This is a genomic window from Bacillus sp. EB01 (assembly GCF_000613125.1).
Taxonomy (GTDB): domain Bacteria; phylum Bacillota; class Bacilli; order Bacillales; family Cytobacillaceae; genus Bacillus_D.
Genome location: NZ_HG964497.1, coordinates 251,035 through 270,072 on the forward strand (window position 1 = coordinate 251,035; position 19,038 = coordinate 270,072).

Consider the following 19,038-nt stretch of genomic DNA (forward strand, 5'->3'; position numbering starts at 1 on the left):
ATTGTGTATAAAAATGTAAAACTGAAACATTCTATAGAACACAACTCAATAGAAACATCTAATAGGAAACATCAAATATTATTTTGAGGAGGTTCATGCTTCTGACACAGCAAAAAAAATTAGATGATGCATTCAAAGAATTTTTGGTTGTTCAATCGGTAAAAAAGGGATTAAAGGAACGGACAGTCCGTGAGCATAAGGTCCACTTTGATTATTTCAAAAGCTATCTAAAAAACAGCGGAATTCAAGTTGCAAATGTAAACGATGTTACGGATATGATTTGCGCCGGATACTGGGAATTTCTCCGGAACAAAGTGAAATGGAGCGACCATAGACGGATTGGAAGTAAGCTCAAGAACGAGGAAAAAGGATTATCCCAAACAACAATAAATATCCGGACGCGGACCCTGAAGGCTCAGTTTAATTATTATAAGAAAAAGGGTTATATTCTTGACAACCCATGGCAGGAATTCAATTTGAGGCATGAAGACGCTACGCCAAGGTATTGGAGCAAGTCAGAACTTTTCAGGCTGTTAGATGCTATAAACGCCGACTCGTTCGAAGGCGAACGTGACCGGGCTCTGTATCTGTTCCTCCTTGATACCGGAGCCCGGATTGGTGAAACATTACAGCTTAATGAATGGAATTTTGATTTGAACGAAGGAGAAGTTCATTTCCCCGCACAAATCACAAAAAACGGTCATCCCCGTACAAGCCCCCTGGGCAAGGATACCGTCACATTGCTCCAGAGGTTGTTTAAACGAAATTCTGAGGTTTCTCCTAAAACATCTTACGGAGCATTCATTACTGGAAATGGTACACGAATCACCTATGCCGGAGTCCGGGACAACCTTGTGAGGTATGCGAAGAAAGCAAAACTGGATCATGCTCATTTTCACCAATTTCGTCATTCCTTTGCCGTCCATTACACGTTAAATGGAGGAGACGAAGTATCGCTGATGCAAATTGGTGGATGGAGAGCACAGCAGTCCTTAAGGCGATACCGGACACTGACAGAGAACGATTTGAAGAAGCAGCACCAAAAGTTTGCGCCCGTTAACAGTTTGTTTCAATAAAAAATCCCCCTTGTGTAATACTCACACACAAGGGGGTTTTATCATTATTATTGGTTTTTTAGTTTGTATTTAACGTTTTTTATTTCGCTTTCGTGCTTAATAGAGCGAGCTGCCAAAGTATCAATGACTCGTTGTTGGTCTTCTAAAGCTTCTATTAGATCGTCTGTCTTTACATCAATATGCTTCTCTATGCGGTCAAAATACGGTCCAATACCATTAATAAGAGTATCGTTAATACTTGTAACATTTTTTATCAGTTCTTGCTGCCCTTGATTGAGTTCTTTTAATTCATTGAGAATTAATTTCAAATTTTCTTCCATTTGGATTACCTCCGTTCTTTATTAAAAAGGTCAAGATTGTTTTTAAAATAAGTCGTTTAAAGGACTGAATTGATTATGCTGCTGTCTTATATCTTCACCATTCATTTGGATATACTTCCGGACCATATTCATTGTTGAATGACCCAGGATTCGCTGTAAGGTGAACGCATCACCACCGTTCAATATATAAAATTTCGCGAATGTATGTCGGAATGTATGAGGAGAAACACGGACATTTGTGATCCCAGCCTGTTCCCCGTAGGTTTTTATTCTGGAACGAACCCAGCTTGGGTCGATTCTTCCTCCGTAATTGGATAAGAATAAATGCTCGGTATCTTCAAATACACTATTTTCTTTTATTAGTGTCTGTATCATTTTTGCTGTTCTTTTTGACAATGGAAGTATTCGTGCGCTTGTATTCTTGGCAAGTGGAGCAGGTACTCTTATCATTTTTTGTTCAGAATAAAAATCACTGATGGTTAGACCCAGTGCTTCATTTGCTCTTATTCCAGTATCCAAAAATAATAACATTAAGGTATAATCCCTGAACCCTGCATATGTGCGTTGGTCGGGCTGTTTTAATAGTTCGATGATTTGCTGTTTTGAAAATGCTACGATTGTATCCTGTTCTGTTTTCAGTAGCTTAATCCTTTTCGTCGGATTTTCTGGAATATGACCTTCGTCAGCAAGGAATTTAAACAGGGTTTTTAGCGTCCTTAGCCGTATGTTTATAGTTGTGGCGGCAAGACCCTTCTTCTCCGTCTTATACCTCACAGAAGCCTGTGTGTGGTCGTCCCACAGTCGTTTTTCTTTTCCCATATAATAAATATAGTCCCGGATCATTTCAGTCGTGATATCTGCCGCCAAATGAACATCCGGATATCGATTCCTCAGGAACAGGGTAAAATAACCGTAGTTGGTGAAATGGTCCTTCAATGTACGTTCCCTGAGCCCCTCAAGCTCTTTTGCTCGCATGAAGATAGCGAATAGCTCATCAAGTGACCTTTCATGCACAACATTTGTCTCTTCTTCTGTAAAACGCCTTGATGCTGTCTTTTTTCCTTTTCGTTTGCTTTGTTCAGCCAAAACAAAAACCTCCTTCGCTTTTTGTCGGGGTTTTGCCCAAACATACGCAAAGGAGGTCACACGGTCTGTTTTATCTACCCCACACGGTCTATGGGGAAAACAAAACAGTATGTATAAAATTCCAATTCATCAGAAACCTTGATGGTTCAAGGGTTTTGGCGGGACTGTGTGGGAATCGAACCCACCTGACCTGGCACGCAGGTCACAAGCGGTTTTGAAGACCGTGGAGGACACCAGTACCCCATTCAGCCCCGTGTTAATATGATGACAAGGATTATTATAGCAAAAAACTACTATTGCGGCTATAGAAATGTTTGAATGCCACAGTCTTGTCATATTTTGCGGAATCGATTTATAATAGTGATAGTGATTACTTGAACGCAGGTGAATGCATTGATAGATATTTTAAAAGAATTAATGATAGTGATCTGGGTATTCTTATTGTTTGGGTTGATGGCAATTGGCGGATTTTTTATGTTCCGTAAATTCCTTAAGAAACTTCCTAAGGAAGATGGCAAATCGATCATGGATTGGGAAGAGTATTATGTCAATCAGTCGCGCCATCTCTGGCCGGATGACCAAAAGGCGTTTCTTGAAGAACTTGTCACCCCTGTTCCTGAGTTGTTCCGTGATGTAGCAAGGCATAAGATTGCCGGGAAAATTGGTGAGTTGGCCTTAAATGAAAGAGTAAACAAGATTGACCAGGACCTCATTATTAAAGGATATATCATGGCAACCCCAAAGCGAGACCACAAATTTTTAAAAAAGACGTTACATGAAAAACAAATTGATCTGACTCCATACCAGCACTTATTTTAGCCGCCAAAGAGCGGTTTTTTTCATTTTACCAGGTAGTAAGTTTTTTAGATTAATGAAGAATTTCAACCCACCAATTTATCTAATAAAACTACTTTTATAGATTAATAACCCCTATAGAATCGCCGATTAATCTAATAAACCTATTATTTTGGATTAATCGACCATACATCGCCATCAATTAATCCAATAAACGCTACTTGAATTTCCTCACCCCTTAACTCTCCACCATCAAAATAACAAAAACAGCCGAACCACTCAGGTCGGCTGTTTTTTACGAAGTAGTTCGTTCTGCAGTTTTTTAAAGTCGCGGTACATGGCAATCCGCCATGGCAAGATCATAGAAAATGCCAGAAGGAAGAACATCCCGGATAATTCCCCTAAGTCGATCGTCGCACTCAAGATCAACTTCATGATTAGCCGAACAATTAGCAAGCCGATCAAAATAAAGAAAAATGCTTTCGAGCGTTTTACATATATTTGTTCATCCTTGACCTCGAATGAAGAGGTTTTAATCAGCAGGATTGAGAATATCATCCCGATAACAACTGCTTCGACGATCTCCAGTCCTGTGAGACGGAATTCCGGCACGATATACATCAGTGCTCCAGTGCTCATACCAATTGGAGGAATGATGATTTTTAGGGCTGTGGCAGGTTTTTTCGCTGCCTTCATCCTGACAAACATAGCCATTGTAGCCATGCCTAATGCGACAACTGTTGATGCAAGGGCAAGATTCATGCGTCTCATCCCAATCTAGTAAGTAGGTTAACAAGCTAATTATAGTATAAATTGAAAACTCTGGCACGTCATTTTACTGAAATTCTAAAAGCCTGTGAAGCCGCCGAACATTGGCTGCAAAACTTGAATGATGACAGTCAGCCAGTCAAAAAACAGTATGATACCCATAGCAATCATGATGGAACCGCCGACTTTCATGATTTTAATCGAATTACGCTTAATCCATGCCATCCGGCCGATGAAGAAGGACAGAATGAAGAACGGAATAGCGAATCCAAGGACGTACGCAATCATAAGCGGCATACTTGCGCTAGGGTCGGTTGCTGCAAGCGATAGTACTGCGCCGAGGATCGGTCCGGTACAGGGTGTCCAGCCTGCTGCGAACGCCATACCGATCAAGACAGAGCCAGCAAAGCCAGCAGGACGGTTCTTGAATTGGTACTTGCGGTCCTTCATCAGGAATTCTGGCTTGAAGAAACCGATTATCATCAACCCGAAAATGACCATGAATATCGCGCCGATTTGGCGAATCAAATCCTGGTTCTGGTACAGGAACGAGCCAATGTAGGATGTCATAAAGCCCATCATGATAAAGATTGACGAGAAACCTATTAAGAAAAAAATCGTATGCAGAATGCTTCGCCTTTGCATCATGCCATTATCACTTTTCAAGTCACTAACAGACATTCCAGTTATATAAGAAAGGAATGCGGGATAAAGCGGCAGGCAGCAAGGTGATATAAAACTCAGAAACCCGGCACCCAATGCGAGGAACAAATTAACTTCTGTACCCATAATTAAACCTCTCCCAAACGATACTATCTAGCTGTATCCATTCTAACAAAAAGTTAGCGTAAAAGTTAGGAAACTGCATGAAAGTTTTGTGTCATCCCCGCAAGTTTGATAAGATAGTCACAGTGAATAGGTTTTGTAAATTTTTTTACATAAACTTTTGTATTTTTTACCAATATAGGGTATACTTAGTCAAGTATTATACTTATTTTAAGAAAACTTTACTCATCTGCTATTTATTCTTAACCAAGAAAGGAATTACAGCCGTGTTGAAACAGGACTTGCTTTCCCTAATTGAACAAAAGCGGATTGAGTTGTATCAGGTTGCTGCAGCGAACGGCTTAAGCTCCTCTATTGCAATTCGGTATAGCCAGGAACTCGACCATTTGCTTAACCAATATAATGATACATATATTCTAAAACTGCCAACCGAATCAACAAAAACAGCCCCGCTATCTTTCTAAGCGCGGCTGTTTTATTTTTTAAAAATAATTTATTCTACTTGACTGCATCCTGATATCGTTCAACTAATCCATTTTGCAGCAAATACATCTTGTGATAAAGACCCTTTATCGCAAGAAGCTCTTGATGGTTTCCGCGTTCAACAATTTCTCCTTTATGGAGCACCAGTATTTGGTCCGCATCTTGAATCGTCGAGAGCCTGTGGGCAATTGCAATGGTTGTTCGGCCCTTCCTCATTTTGTTCAGCGCTGTCTGGATCGCTTCCTCTGTTTCGGTATCGATATTCGCAGTCGCTTCGTCCAGGACAAGAATTTTAGGATCAGTCGCGATTGTTCTCGCAAAAGCGATTAACTGACGCTGCCCGCTTGAAAATGCCGCCCCCCGTTCAACGACCTTATGATCATACTTGTCATCCAACTTTTCAATAAATAAATGCGCCTGTACAAATCGTGCAGCCTCCTCTATCTTCTTATCAGGCATTTCCTTGTCATGGAGGCGAATATTATCCGCAACCGTCCCATAGAACAAGAACGGATCTTGAAGAACAAGGCCCATCCTCTTCCGCAATTCATCCTTTGAAAAATTCTTCGAGGACACGCCATCAATAAGGATTTCCCCACGGTCAAATTCATAGAACCGCATAAGCAGATTAATAATTGAGCTCTTTCCGCTCCCAGTGTGTCCGACAAGGGCGACTGTCTCGCCTGGATTTGCGGTAAAAGAAATATTTTTAAGAACATCTGTCTTGCCATCATAGGAAAAGCTGACATTTTTGATTTCAATTTTACCATCCTGAACCTTGAGGTCTATATCTTCATTCTGTGTAGGTGCAAGTTCCTCTTCATCAAGCAGGCGGAATACCCTCGACCCCGCTACAATTGCCTGTTGATAAAGGGACAGCCTCATCATCATCTGGTTGACTGGCTCAAAGAATCGATCAAGATAATTCACAAATGCATATAGTACCCCGATTTCAACGGATACTTCGAGTGATGCAACGCCAAAATAACTTAGGACCAAAATCAGGGCCAAGATATAAATCATATCAATTGCTGGCCGCAGTAAAAGTGCATCCAGCTTAATGTTCTTCATTCCGGCCATATAATGGCGCTCGTTTATATCACCAAATTCCTTGCGAAGCCGCTTTTCCTGCCTGAATACCTGGATAATCGGCATACCCTGAAGTGATTCACTCAACTTTGCATTGAGCTGGCTAAGCCTCTCCCTCATATCGAGATAGTAGCGGGAGCTGAACTTCCTATACAGTACTATGACAGCAAAAATAACTGGAAGCAGGACTAAACAGAATAAAGCAAGCTTCACATCAAGCATGAACATCGCAATGAAAATACCGAAAAGAAGGAAGCCACTTTGAATAAACGTAGCAATTACGGTTACAAACATGTCTTTAATGGCTTCTGTGTCATTGGTTACCCTCGAGACAATGCTCCCTGCCGGTGTTTTATCAAAATAGCGCATCCCAAGTGCCTGCACCTTTGAGAAAACATCAATCCTCAGCTGCTGGATAATCTTCAGGGCAATTTCCTGGAATTTAACTAGCTGGTAATACAACAGAAATGCCTTAGCCACCTGTGTCCCCATGTAAATGATCCCCAGAGTCAATAACGGACGAAATTCAATATTGTTTGGAAGCAAATAATCATCTATAAATATTTTTACCAGGTATGGCCCTGCAATGTCTCCGATTGTCGTCAAGAGAAGAAGTGCAAACGCGATTGCGATTGCCTTTTTATGCGGTTTTGTATAGGACAGAAGACGGTATAAAACCTTTCTCTGTTCCTTGTCTGTCAGGTTTGTATCCAACTTATTGCCCCCCATGTTCAACAAGCTCTTCAAGCTGCTGGCGCAAGTACATTTCGCGGTACCATCCGTCATTTTCCATCAACTGCTCATGTGTTCCCCGCTCTGTAATCCTGCCCTCTTCGATGACGAGGATGAGGTTTGCATGCTGGATGGCACTCAGGCGATGGGATGTAATAATCGTTGTCTTCCCTTCCCTCTCCTGCTTCAGGGCTCCAAGAATGGCTTCTTCTGTCTTGGCATCAACCGCTGATAAGGAATCATCAAGGATCAAAACTTCAGGATTCAGGATAAGCGCACGGGCAATCGAAATCCGTTGTTTTTGCCCCCCTGATAATGAAACACCACGTTCTCCAACCACTGTTTCATATCCATTTGTAAAACCGAGAATATCCTCATGGATATTGGCGAGCTTGGCTGCAGCGATAATTTCATCTCTTGATGCATCAGGCCTTGCAAAGGCAATGTTTTCTGCAACCGTTGCCGAAAACAAGAAATGGTCCTGAGGCACATATCCAATCGCCTCTCTTAGTTGCTCAAGGCGATAGCTTTCAATATTTGCTCCTCCAAAACGGATTTCTCCAGATACATTGGTGTATTCCCGAATCAGAAGCTTGAGCAGTGTAGTTTTTCCGGCACCTGTCTTCCCGACAATCCCGAGTGTCTCCCCTTTTCCGATTGAAAAATAAACATCTTTTAGCAACGGGCTTTCCTCGCCTGGAAATGCAAACTCTTTAATGCAATATTCGATCTCTCCAGCAGGAATATTTGCAATTGCCTCCGGAGTATCCTGGATTTCCTGGGGCTGTCTTAAAAGTGAAGCTACCCTGTCATACGAAGCGCGGCCCCGTTCAACAATATTGAAGAGCCATCCAAATGCCAGCATTGGCCAAATTAAAAGTCCCAAATATGTAGTAAAAGAAATAAGTTCACCTATCGTCATTGTTCCGTTTAACACGTCGCGCGCCCCGAAACCGATAGAGAGGAAAAATGAAATGGCTACAATGATTGAAATAGTCGGATCGTAAAGAGCATCTATTTTTGCTACGGTTATGTTCTTTTCAACAACATCCTCGGACTGCTTGGTAAAATCCTCGATGTCCTCTTGTTCCTGCCCAAATGTCTTGATTACCTTGATGCCTGATATACTTTCCTGGGTTTTATCATTTAACGAAGAGAAGGCTTCCTGTGCTTTATGAAACGAACGGTGAAGCATTGTTCCAAACCAGCTTGTCAGCCAAGCCATTAAAGGCATTGGGATAAGCGCAATCAGAGTCAGCTTCCAGCTAATCGTAAAAGCCATGGCCAGGATAACAAACCCGCCTGTCGCAAGGGAGTCTACAAGCGTCAATACGCCAACCCCTGCTGTCTGCTGGATTGCCTGAAGGTCGTTTGTTGCGTGAGCCATTAAGTCCCCGATACGTCTATTTTGATAAAACCCTGGAGACATTTTTGTAAAGTGTTCAAACAATTGATCTCGGAGCTTCCTCGTCAATTTCACAGCTGAACCGAAAATCATGATTCTCCAGAAATATCTCATAACATACATGGCTAAACCCGCACTGAGCAAAATGGCAACCCATTTACCCAGGCCTGCTTTAGTAATGGTTCCGTCTTTGACGCTATCAGCAACAATCCCAATTACCTTTGGTGGAATGAGCTGGAGAAAGGCGACGAACATCAAAACCAGAATACCTGATACATACGCTTTCCGTTCCTCCCAGAAGAACCATTTTAACTCTGCAAATATTCTCATGACTTCCCCCTAATCTCTATTTTTTAATCATCTAAAAGAGCCCCCACAAGAAACCTATTTTAACAAATTTTTTAAAAATAAGGAAGATTGTAACAACATATTTATTCAAATAGAAAAGCACCCTCTATCCGAGGATGCCTTGTCCAACTTATTTTGTTTGCTGCTTGTTCATTGCAGCCATCATTTGATTGATTTTCTTTTGAGAAGGCTTCATGCCCATTTGCATCATCATAACTTTTAACATTTGTTCATTAATAGGCGGATTTTTCTTCAAATAATCCATCATGTACCTGCGTGTTATAAAAAATCCAATTACGATACCGACAATCAATGCCAGTACCACAATGGCGATCCACCAGCCTGTAGCCATCGTATTTCCTCCTCCATGTTGTCCTTCAAAAATGTAAATTACCAAGCGTAATTATACACCAATTCGACTGCATTAGACAAATTTTCTTTCCTTAATTGGCCTAAGCCAGCCATATTTTGTATTATCAAGATCAATGGCAAGGAAAGAGGCTTCGCATTTACGGAGAACTTCAAAGAATGCCGTTTCCGCTTCATAACCGCCATCCGCGGTAATAAGAATATGCTGCTCAAATACAGCGAGTGTTGCTGAACTAATTTTTCCGTTTGCTTCTATTTTATATAATCCATTTTGTACTGAGAATCCTTTGGTTTTTTCCAGCTGTCTGTGTAAAAGCTGATGGATTCTCAAAACGGGCATGGGCTTGGTTATAAAATTGATCTGTAAATCTGTGACCTTCTTTAATTCTCCTTCAGCCTGCCTATTTTCCCTAAACAAATGAAAAAATATGCGCTCTCTTCCGAAGTAATGTGAAGCAAACTCGTCTTCTATTAAATAGAGTTGATATTTTCTCATCTTCATTCTCTCCCCGTTAATGGACTTTAGGAAAGGCAGACATCACTAAATGTGAGAACAAGAAATAAACCTGATGTAAAGGACATGATGGGAAGGTCGTTGAAAAAAGTATTAGAAAGTAATTAATTCGGATAATTCAAAATTTACCTTATCCTTAATTATACTATTCTCTCAATGGACTGTCACGATTTTTGCGGTTATTTCAATGATAAAACCATTTTTATATAATTTGTTGAGAGTTTTACATACAATCATAAAATTCCACCTAACTCTTTAGCCAAAACTCCACCTTTTGCTCATGCGGGTAAACGCCTGTTACCATAGGATATTATAATTCAGCAAATAGGAGGAATCATTGTGAAAAATCATAATGGAAGCGACTTGTCAGGCGATATTATGAAGTTGATTGTTTCAAAAACACTTAATAAATATGGAGTAAACAAAAAATCAATGTCACCTGAAGACAGAGAAAGGGTGAGGGATTTGGTTCACCGATTGAAGGAGCAGACCGATGCATTCTTAAATCAGCATAATCGGGCAGGTTCAGGATCGGATGGAAAAGGTTCACATCATACTCCAGAAATTGAGGAACAGCACCATATGCATAAATACGATAATGATGTAAATCTAGTTTGGAAACCCGGATTTTCTAGAAAACATAAAAAATAGACTAATGACCTCGATAATTTGTCCATACCTTCTTTCTTTCCCCTGAATAGTCTAGTAGGGAAAACAAAGATAGGAGGAATAACATTGAGCCGAAGAAGAAGCCATTCAAGCTGCAACTCTTGGTCAGCTTTAAGCGGGGAAGACCATCCGCTATCAGGATCTGGAAGGATTAATAAAACGCAGGAAGCACGGCAGCGCAGCGTTGCTACCCAATGCTCTGACGAAGTGATCGTAGTTAGGAATTCCGTTGATTGTACAGTTACTTCGACTGATACGAAGGCTGCCGTTTCTCTGCAGGTTGCACTGCAGGCTGCCATTAATGCAGTCATTCGCTTGTCCATTGCAGATGGCGCATTAGCCGAAAGAGTCTCCCAGGAACTTCTGGAATCTTCCAGAATCCATCAAACAACTAGGCAGCGTACGATTGTCGAAAACTGCCGTGGTGTAACAGTTACAACCACGGACACACAAATCGCTGTAAACATTCAAGTCCTGATTCAACTGTTACTTGCATTAATCGTAGAATTGGATATCCTGTAATCCCATAAGGAAAGAGGCCGGAAAACTTATTCCGGCCTCTCCTTCTTATGTCTATTAGTTGTTCAACAGTTCTTTCACCTTAGAAACAACATTGCTTGTACTAAAGCCGTACTCTTCCATGATTTTTTCACCAGGGGCAGATGCACCAAATGTATCGATGGCTAGGACTTCCCCTTCATCACCTGTATAGCGGTGCCATCCAAGGGAAGCACCCATTTCTATACCAAGACGTTTTTTGACTGCTTTAGGAATGACTGACTCTTTATATTCCTTAGATTGCTGTTCAAAGCGATCCCAGGAAGGCATGCTCACTACGGACACTTCAATCCCTTCCTTGGCAAGCTCTGCCTGAGCCTTGACTGCTAGGCCAACCTCAGAACCGGAGGCTAAAAGAAGTGCATCAGGAGTATCTTTTTGAGCTGGGGAGATAACATAAGCTCCCTTTGATACGCCTTCATACGCATTTTTATCTGTACCTTTGATTGTCGGCAGGTTTTGCCTGGTGAGTACAAGCGCTGTAGGCTTATCCCTTGATTCTACCGCAAGTTTCCAAGCTGCAGCTGTTTCATTGCCGTCTGCAGGACGGATGATACCCAGATTCGGCATAGCCCTTAAAGCCGCCAGCTGCTCAACAGGCTCATGTGTAGGGCCATCTTCCCCTACAGCGATACTGTCATGCGTAAATACATAAGTGACTGGCAAGCCCATTAGAGCCGCAAGCCTGATAGCAGGACGAAGGTAATCAGAGAAAACGAAGAATGTCCCTGCAAATACTTTTAATCCGCCATGCAGAGCCATACCATTTAAGGCAGCTCCCATCGCAAATTCGCGAACACCGAACCAAATATTCCTGCCTTCATAAGAATGAGGCATAAAGTCACTGGAATTTTTAATTAGTGTTTTATTGGAGCCAGCAAGGTCTGCAGAACCTCCAATGAAGGTAGGGAGGTTTTTAGCAATAGCATTCAAAGCCTCACCTGAAGAAGCCCGGCTTGCAAGGCTCTTGCCTTCTTCATATACAGGAAGGTCCTTATCCCAGCCTTCAGGAAGTTCACCGCTTAGAGCTTGCTCAAGCTGTGTTCCCAATTCTGGGTATTCCTTCTTATATTGATCAAAAAGATCATTCCATTCCTTCTCTTTCTTCTCGCCATGCTCTGCAATCATTTTGCGGAAATGGTCGTAAACTTCCTCAGGAACGTGGAAGTCTTGATCAAATGTCCATTTATATGCTTCTTTTGTGAGCTTAAGCTCGTCCATTCCGAGCGGAGCCCCGTGTACGTCAGATTTCCCGGCAAGGTTTGGTGAACCATAGCCAATGACTGTTTTCACTTCAATCATAGTAGGCTGGTCTACATTATTCCTAGCTTCTTCAAGCGCACGCGCTACCTCATGAAGGTCATTTCCATCCTCCACTCGGATATATTGCCATCCATAAGCAAGGAATCGATCCTTTACGCTTTCAGAGAACGACTGATGAAGATCTCCATCTAGAGAGATATCATTTGAATCATAAAGAACAATCAGGCGTCCGAGCTTAAGATGGCCAGCCAGCGATGCAGCTTCTGCGGAAACGCCTTCCATCAGGTCGCCATCACCACAGATGCTGTATGTATAGTGGTTAACAAGTTCAAATTTGTCTTTATTGTAAACCGCGGCAACATGGCGTTCAGCCATCGCCATACCAACTGCCATCGCAATACCCTGGCCTAATGGCCCTGTGGTCGCTTCGACACCCTCTGTATGGCCATACTCAGGATGCCCTGGTGTTTTGGAGCCCCACTGGCGGAAGTTTTTTATGTCATCCATTGTTACGTTATATCCAGATAAATGAAGAAGGCTGTACAACAGCATCGAACCATGTCCCGCTGATAAAACAAAACGGTCCCTGTTGAACCAGTTTGGGTTCTTTGGATTATGGTTCATGTAACGGGTCCATAGCGTATACGCCATTGGTGCTGCACCCATCGGCATTCCTGGATGCCCGGAATTAGCTTTTTCAATTGCATCGATCGACAATGTTCTGATCGAGGTTACGGACAAAGCATCAATTTGATCAAACATGAGATACATCCTTTCACTATTCAGTTTCGTACCACTTTATTATTATAGCCTACTGCCTGTTAGACAACAAATTACTTCCCCTGCCTGTATCTAAAGTTCCCTTTTATGACAAAAAAGAAACGTAAACAACTTATTCCAGGCAGATTTCAAAACAGAAAGACGCCATTAATGCAGATGGCGCCCTTTCTTTCTGTTTTTGATTTTTTGTGGTGTTACATCATTCCCAATCGGGTCGATGAAGGTCGTATTGGTTAATGTGTCAAGCATGGAAGAACGGAAAACCTGAAGATATTCCTTTCTCAACATGGATTGTTCTTTCGCCTCATCCTCTGTTAAGCCATCTGCTTTTGCCTTCCTGGCTAATTCATTGATGCGGTTCATCTTTTCTTTTGAAAGCATGGCAAATCCCTCTTTCGAATAAACTACCATGCATGATACTAGAACTCTACATATTTTACAAGGCAGATGCCTATTGTTCTTCCCTTGCGTCTATCTCTCGATATCTTCTGTGGACGGTAGCTTTAGACACATCGTACCCAAAGCCCCGAAGTGTCGCCGCGATTTCGGCAAAAGTCAGCCCGTTATTCTTCAGTTTGACTATTTCTTCAGCAGGCAATTCCTTTCTCTCCCTGCCTGGCGCCTCATCAATATGTTTTAGGTTCTTTTGAGGCTTATACCCATTTTCTATTGCCCTTTTCATTCCACGCCTAATTTTGATGTTATGTAATTTCCTCTGATATTCTTCTACCATCCCGACAATATTGAGAATCATTGAATCTGATTCTGATAATTGCAGTTCGCCATCATGCGCAATGCTGAACAGTTTCACGCCCGCCTTTGACAATACATGAAGGATTGCAATCTTAGCGTTTCCTCTTCCAAGACGCGTTTCATCCTGTATTAGTATGGCGTCCACTTCCTTTTCATGGACAAGGTCCAACATCTGCAAAAGGCCATCTCTTTCAAGTGTATAACCACTTGCCTGTTCCCTGATTATGGAGATAGTTTCCATCGCACTTCGGCTGGCAAGCGCAATCAACTCTTCCTCCTGCCTTTTAAGTGAGGTTTCCTGGGTTTCCTTATCCGTGCTCACACGGCAATATATAACTGCCCTCACCTTACCGAACCTCCTTGCCTATTCATTTTCCCCGGCACTAGCGAGCTCTGTTCCGGTTTCCAGACGATTCTTCTTTACTGGGACTATTAACTCCTCACCTGGAAAAATTGTTTCCCCGGCTAACTGATTATTTTTCTTGAGCCAATTCACGATTTCAGAGCGATCCATTGAATGGTTTTCTGACAATTCTCCAGCAATCTCCCAAAGAGAATCGCCTTCCTCTATTGTAACAGTTATGTATTTGTTTTCATCTGCAGGCTTATTCAGGATATTTGCAGAAAATGCAAAGATGCAGCTTAGTGCCAAAATAATAATGACGTACGAATAATTGCTCCATATTTTTTTCATAGGATAAACCCCTCCGCGAATATATGTTCGGTTCTTTGTTTTTATTATAGTACGAACACTTGTTTGACGTCAACCAATAACTCGAACTTATGTTTGTGTTTTTGGGAAGGACATGCTATAATAAGGTAACATTACCAGAAGAGGTGTATCCATATATGGCTAAAATATCAAAACGTCAGCAGGAGATTCTGGACTTTATAAAGGGCGAAGTCAAAAAAAAGGGATATCCACCTTCCGTCCGTGAAATAGGAGAAGCTGTTGGTCTTGCTTCCAGCTCCACCGTCCATGGCCATCTCGAAAGGCTGGAGATGAAAGGCCTGATTAGGCGGGACCCAACGAAACCAAGAGCCATCGAAATTCTGGAGATTGAGGAAAACTACATTCCACAATCAAGGATTGTGAATGTCCCTGTCGTCGGCCGTGTCACAGCCGGCCAGCCAATAACCGCGGTTGAAAATGTCGAGGAATACTTCCCGCTCCCTGAAAGAATGGTGCCATCGGACGAGCAGGTATTCATGCTTGAGATAATGGGAGAAAGTATGATTGAGGCGGGCATCCTTGATGGGGATTATGTAATAGTGAAACAACAGCAGACAGCCAATAATGGTGACATCGTTGTTGCTATGACCACTGAGGACGAAGCGACTTGTAAACGGTTCTACAAAGAAAAAGACTACTTCCGCCTTCAGCCTGAAAACTCTGCAATGGAACCAATTATTTTAAGAGAGGTTTCTATTCTTGGAAAAGTGATCGGGGTTTACAGAAGCATCCATTAAAAAACAGGCTACCCTGGGTTAGCCTGTTTTTTCTTTGTTATTTAAATTATTCCTATCTGCCGGCAGGTGCATCCTCTCGAGCTTCCAGCCGTTCTACATACCAAACCTTGATTTGGGACAATATTGAAAAGACAAGGAAAAAATTCATGGACCATACCCCTATAAATGGCGCAATTCCACCAAACTCTATCGTGACATACCCCTTGAGAGCCATAACTATGTAAGATTCAACAAATACAAGGATAAACCCCAGAACTCCAGCAACAGCCATTCTAATCATATTAATTCAATCCCCCATTTCCCTTATTCAAAAGTTTGCCATATTGTTTTTACAGAAATGTGAACTTAACTAAGAAGCCACCTTTTTTAACTTGGAATCTGATATTTTATAAATACAGAGACACATCAATAGCAATTGCAGCATGAATAAAAAACAACCAGAGCAATTGTTTAGATTTGTGCAACACATCAAGAATTAACTGTAGATTTTTCTTAACAACCAGAAACTACACAAACGAGGATCCAGTTACTACTAGAATCAGCCAGTCAAATCAACTTAGATAAACAAACACCGCAGCAGCTAGAACGTGCAGCTTTGTATTCTCGCTTCATACGCTGGGGCCAGTATTACATCATGACTCATCCTGTTTTTCACACCCTTGAATTCAACAGGCTCCAACTACTATGGAGCAACAAGATGAAAATGAAGTGGCATCTACGACACACAACCAGCCAGGTCTCTGCAACAAGACGCATCTTGCAGCTTTCCATCATGATACTTACACGAATATGCAACCAGATACAGATCTGCTTTCCGCCTGCAGGCATATTGCTTAGCAGGCCCCGACAAAACGCATTGAAAAATGCCTTTCATACCCCAAACCGCCGCCAATCCCCCTTGGCGGTTGTTTTTGTTTCATCTTATTCTTTACTTATCATTATATACTATCCTTCCATACTTAGTCACAAAAAAAGTTCACTATTTTGTCACACTTTTTCTAGTGATATAACTTCGGTTTTTAAAAAAGAACTAGTAATTCTGGCCATTTATTACTATTCATACTATCTTACTTCCTCAATGGGGAATTAATCTAATTGGCTCTTTCAATATTGTCAATCTAGTTGACGATTTTCTATTTCGTGATATAATAAACTTGGTTGACAATTTAAATGGGAGTGTAGATACATGTATAACATAGGGGATTTGATTATTTACTCTGCACACGGTATTTGTGAAATTGATGATATTTGCGAGAAGACAATCGCGGGGGTTACCAAGAACTATTACGTTATGCATCCATTGGACAATAGTCATAAACTCACTATTAGTACTCCAGTAGACAACGAAAGAGTCATTATGAAGGAATTGATTCATGAAGACGATGCCCAGGCACTTCTTTATTCTTTCAAAAAGCCCGGAAAGTTATGGATTGACAATCCGAACTTGAGAAACCAAAAGTATCACGAAATTGTATCTAAAGGTAATCGCCTTGAGATAGCTAAAATCATTAATACGTTAATGAGAAGGCAAATAGAAGTCGAGTTGGAGGGCAAAAAATTTTATGAACAAGATAGAAAATTACTGCTCGGCCTTCAAAAAATTCTTTTCAAGGAATTGGCCATTAAATTGAACATGACTTCTGAGGAGGTTCATGAAAAGGTTGTTACATTCATCCAACAACAATAAGAAAAAGGCGGACCTTTAAATTTAAAGGCCCGCCTTTTTGTCGTTTTTATATCATGGTTAAATCCGGGTATTAAACATCAAGTGTGGCGTATACTGCATTTTCCTCTATAAACACGCGGCGCGGGTCTACCTTGTCCCCCATCAGCATATCGATAATTTCATCGGCAACTTCTGCTTCCTCTATGCTTACCCTTAAAAGAGTCCTCGTTTCAGGATTCATCGTAGTAGACCATAATTGCTCTGGATTCATTTCCCCCAGCCCTTTATAGCGCTGCAGGTTGGGTTTTGGAGAGCTTGGCAGGGTTGCCAGTATTTCTTCAAGTTCCTTTGCATTATACGCATATTGAATATTTTTGCCTTGCTGTATTTTATATAAAGGCGGCTGAGCAATATAGACATAGCCATTTTCGATTGCTTCCCTCATAAATCGATAGAAAAACGTCAGCATAAGCGTCCTTATATGGGCTCCATCTACGTCGGCATCAGTCATGATAACAATCTTATGATATCTGGCTTTTTCAATATCGAAGTTGTCACCAATGCCTGCTCCAATAGCCTTTATTAGTGTCCCAATTTCTCCGTTATGAAGGATTCTATCCATTCCGGCTTTTTCAACGTTCAGGATTTTACCCCGTAATGGGAGTATCGCCTGGAAATAACGATCCCTTCCCTGTTTTGCTGATCCTCCAGCCGAGTTTCCTTCCACGATATATAATTCGCTGAGGGCGGGATCCTTTGAAGAACAGTCTGCGAGCTTTCCTGGAAGATTTGAAACTTCAAGAGCAGTTTTTCTTCTCGTCAGTTCTCTCGCTTTCTTTGCCGCAATCCTTGCCTTTGAAGCAAGTATACATTTATTTACGATACTTTTTGCAACGATCGGGTTCTCAAGCATAAACTGTTCAAGTTTTTCCGACATAATGGAGTCTGTGATTGATTTTACCTCAGAGTTTCCGAGCTTTGTTTTAGTTTGCCCTTCAAACTGCGGATCCGGATGCTTCACAGAAATAATCGCAATCAAGCCTTCACGAGTGTCTTCACCAGAGAAGTTGGTTTCATTCTCCTTTAAAATCCCACTCTTACGGGCATACTCATTTATCATTCTGGTTAATGCTGTTTTGAAGCCAACTTCATGAGTTCCGCCTTCATGTGTATTAATATTATTGGCAAAAGATAATATTTGGCTGGCAAAGCCCTCATTGTACTGGAGCGCAATTTCCAACGTAATGCCGCTCTGCTCACCTTCAATGAAAATTGGTTCCGGATTGAGTGGCTTCTCTTTTGTTAAATGCTCAACGTAAGATTTAATACCGCCTTCAAAGTAGAACTCATCCGTACGGCCTTCACCGCGTTTATCAGATAAGGTAATTTTAATTCCCTTATTCAAATAAGCAAGCTCTTTTAATCTGCCCTCAAGGATGCCATATTCATATTCAAGCGTTTCTGTGAAAATTTCTCCATCTGGAATAAAGTGAATCGTTGTACCAGTGTGGTCTGTGTCTCCTATTACCTTAAGTTCGGTTTGGGGGATACCACGAGAGAAATTCATATAATGAATTTTTCCATCACGGTGAACCCAAACTTCAAGCAAACTAGACAGCGCATTTACAACCGAAGCACCTACGCCGTGCAAGCCTCCGGAAACCTTATATCCGCCTCCGCCGAACTTTCCGCCTGCATGCAGGACGGTAAGAATGACTTCAACCGCAGGCCTTCCTTCTTTTTCATGCACACCAACCGGGATGCCCCTGCCATTATCCTTAACTGTTATGCTGTTATCCTCCTCAATTATAATGTTAATTTCATCACAATAACCGGCAAGCGCTTCATCAACGCTATTATCGACAATTTCCCATACAAGGTGATGAAGGCCTCTTGAGGAAGTAGAACCAATATACATCCCAGGACGTTTCCGGACTGCTTCCAATCCTTCCAACACTTGAATCTGGTTTGCATCATACGTTTGTTTATTTATTTCTGTTTGGTCCATTCTAGTTCCCCCTGACTTGTACCTATGCTGCTAACTCTATGCACATTTCCTTGCTGACTTGATATTTCGTCAACAAGGTTGACTAATTTATTTTACTAAA

At 41.6% G+C, this 19,038-nt stretch carries 21 protein-coding genes and 1 tRNA gene; 7 read left to right on the top strand and 15 right to left on the bottom strand.

All coding sequences use genetic code 11. From position 1 onward, the window contains the following. Window positions 1-95: 95 nt before the first annotated feature. Window positions 96-1,076: a tyrosine-type recombinase/integrase gene (locus TY16_RS01100; protein WP_043929821.1), complete on the top strand. Its 981-nt coding sequence runs from the start codon at window positions 96-98 to the stop codon at window positions 1,074-1,076. Between the two features lie 47 nt (window positions 1,077-1,123). Here the strand turns inward: TY16_RS01100 and TY16_RS01105 are convergent, their stop codons facing one another. From TY16_RS01105 to TY16_RS26010, 3 genes are all read right to left on the bottom strand, one after another. Further along, entirely contained in the window at window positions 1,124-1,396 is a 273-nt protein-coding gene (locus TY16_RS01105; protein WP_043929822.1) for a hypothetical protein, read from the bottom strand. A 42-nt stretch (window positions 1,397-1,438) separates the two neighbouring features. Next, entirely contained in the window at window positions 1,439-2,482 is a 1,044-nt protein-coding gene (locus tag TY16_RS01110) for a tyrosine-type recombinase/integrase (protein ID WP_043929823.1), read from the bottom strand. A gap of 156 nt (window positions 2,483-2,638) precedes the next feature. Then, window positions 2,639-2,735: transfer RNA gene (locus TY16_RS26010), tRNA-Sec, on the bottom strand. 164 nt (window positions 2,736-2,899) lie between these two features. Here TY16_RS26010 and TY16_RS01115 point away from each other — a divergent pair. Continuing rightward, window positions 2,900-3,301, top strand: coding sequence for a DUF2621 domain-containing protein (locus tag TY16_RS01115; RefSeq protein ID WP_043934422.1), 402 nt, complete (start codon window positions 2,900-2,902; stop codon window positions 3,299-3,301). Between the two features lie 255 nt (window positions 3,302-3,556). Here TY16_RS01115 and TY16_RS01120 read toward each other — a convergent pair whose 3' ends face one another. Then, window positions 3,557-4,039, bottom strand: coding sequence for a CcdC family protein (locus TY16_RS01120; RefSeq protein ID WP_043929824.1), 483 nt, complete (start codon window positions 4,037-4,039; stop codon window positions 3,557-3,559). 84 nt (window positions 4,040-4,123) lie between these two features. Then, window positions 4,124-4,834 (bottom strand): cytochrome c biogenesis CcdA family protein, encoded by a 711-nt coding sequence (locus TY16_RS01125; RefSeq protein WP_043929826.1) that lies wholly within the window; start codon window positions 4,832-4,834, stop codon window positions 4,124-4,126. A 263-nt stretch (window positions 4,835-5,097) separates the two neighbouring features. Between TY16_RS01125 and TY16_RS01130 the strand changes: the two genes are divergently transcribed. Further along, complete coding sequence (locus TY16_RS01130) at window positions 5,098-5,295, top strand: aspartyl-phosphate phosphatase Spo0E family protein (RefSeq protein WP_043929827.1); 198 nt, start codon at window positions 5,098-5,100, stop codon at window positions 5,293-5,295. Between the two features lie 34 nt (window positions 5,296-5,329). On the opposite strand, the gene TY16_RS01135 is transcribed toward TY16_RS01130, so the two are convergent. From TY16_RS01135 to sirA, 4 genes are all read right to left on the bottom strand, one after another. Then, window positions 5,330-7,117 (bottom strand): ABC transporter ATP-binding protein, encoded by a 1,788-nt coding sequence (locus TY16_RS01135; protein WP_442853200.1) that lies wholly within the window; start codon window positions 7,115-7,117, stop codon window positions 5,330-5,332. Between the two features lies 1 nt (window position 7,118). Then, window positions 7,119-8,870 carry an ABC transporter transmembrane domain-containing protein gene (locus TY16_RS01140; protein WP_043929829.1) on the bottom strand — a complete coding sequence of 584 codons (1,752 nt, stop codon included), beginning with the start codon at window positions 8,868-8,870 and terminating at the stop codon, window positions 7,119-7,121. A gap of 148 nt (window positions 8,871-9,018) precedes the next feature. Then, window positions 9,019-9,240: a YneF family protein gene (locus tag TY16_RS01145; RefSeq protein WP_043929830.1), complete on the bottom strand. Its 222-nt coding sequence runs from the start codon at window positions 9,238-9,240 to the stop codon at window positions 9,019-9,021. 72 nt (window positions 9,241-9,312) lie between these two features. Beyond that, window positions 9,313-9,753, bottom strand: coding sequence for a sporulation inhibitor of replication protein SirA (sirA, locus tag TY16_RS01150; protein WP_043929831.1), 441 nt, complete (start codon window positions 9,751-9,753; stop codon window positions 9,313-9,315). Window positions 9,754-10,110: 357 nt separating this feature from the next. Between sirA and TY16_RS01155 the strand changes: the two genes are divergently transcribed. Together TY16_RS01155 and TY16_RS01160 are read left to right on the top strand one after the other, a co-directional pair. Next, a complete protein-coding gene (locus TY16_RS01155; RefSeq protein ID WP_043929832.1) occupies window positions 10,111-10,422 on the top strand; it encodes a hypothetical protein in 312 nt (103 codons plus the stop codon). Between the two features lie 84 nt (window positions 10,423-10,506). Continuing rightward, a complete protein-coding gene (locus TY16_RS01160) occupies window positions 10,507-10,962 on the top strand; it encodes a spore coat protein (RefSeq protein ID WP_043929833.1) in 456 nt (151 codons plus the stop codon). A 54-nt stretch (window positions 10,963-11,016) separates the two neighbouring features. Here TY16_RS01160 and tkt read toward each other — a convergent pair whose 3' ends face one another. The 4 genes from tkt to yneA form a co-directional block, all read right to left on the bottom strand. After that, the gene (gene tkt / locus TY16_RS01165; RefSeq protein ID WP_043929834.1) at window positions 11,017-13,023 is read right to left on the bottom strand and encodes a transketolase; all 2,007 of its coding nucleotides are present in this window, start codon (window positions 13,021-13,023) and stop codon (window positions 11,017-11,019) included. A 165-nt stretch (window positions 13,024-13,188) separates the two neighbouring features. Then, a complete protein-coding gene (locus TY16_RS01170; protein WP_043929835.1) occupies window positions 13,189-13,422 on the bottom strand; it encodes a DUF896 domain-containing protein in 234 nt (77 codons plus the stop codon). A 70-nt stretch (window positions 13,423-13,492) separates the two neighbouring features. Further along, window positions 13,493-14,140, bottom strand: a complete 648-nt coding sequence (locus tag TY16_RS01175) for a YneB family resolvase-like protein (RefSeq protein ID WP_043929836.1) — start codon at window positions 14,138-14,140, stop codon at window positions 13,493-13,495. 18 nt (window positions 14,141-14,158) lie between these two features. Further along, entirely contained in the window at window positions 14,159-14,488 is a 330-nt protein-coding gene (gene yneA / locus TY16_RS01180) for a cell division suppressor protein YneA (protein WP_043929838.1), read from the bottom strand. A 155-nt stretch (window positions 14,489-14,643) separates the two neighbouring features. On the opposite strand from yneA, the gene lexA reads away from it, so the two are divergent. Beyond that, window positions 14,644-15,264, top strand: a complete 621-nt coding sequence (gene lexA / locus TY16_RS01185) for a transcriptional repressor LexA (protein WP_043929839.1) — start codon at window positions 14,644-14,646, stop codon at window positions 15,262-15,264. A gap of 52 nt (window positions 15,265-15,316) precedes the next feature. Here the strand turns inward: lexA and TY16_RS01190 are convergent, their stop codons facing one another. Beyond that, window positions 15,317-15,544, bottom strand: a complete 228-nt coding sequence (locus TY16_RS01190; protein ID WP_043929840.1) for a hypothetical protein — start codon at window positions 15,542-15,544, stop codon at window positions 15,317-15,319. 906 nt (window positions 15,545-16,450) lie between these two features. Between TY16_RS01190 and TY16_RS01195 the strand changes: the two genes are divergently transcribed. Next, window positions 16,451-16,951 carry a CarD family transcriptional regulator gene (locus TY16_RS01195; protein WP_043929842.1) on the top strand — a complete coding sequence of 167 codons (501 nt, stop codon included), beginning with the start codon at window positions 16,451-16,453 and terminating at the stop codon, window positions 16,949-16,951. A 70-nt stretch (window positions 16,952-17,021) separates the two neighbouring features. On the opposite strand, the gene gyrB is transcribed toward TY16_RS01195, so the two are convergent. Continuing rightward, window positions 17,022-18,938 carry a DNA topoisomerase (ATP-hydrolyzing) subunit B gene (gene gyrB, locus TY16_RS01200; protein ID WP_043929844.1) on the bottom strand — a complete coding sequence of 639 codons (1,917 nt, stop codon included), beginning with the start codon at window positions 18,936-18,938 and terminating at the stop codon, window positions 17,022-17,024. Window positions 18,939-19,038 lie beyond the last annotated feature (100 nt).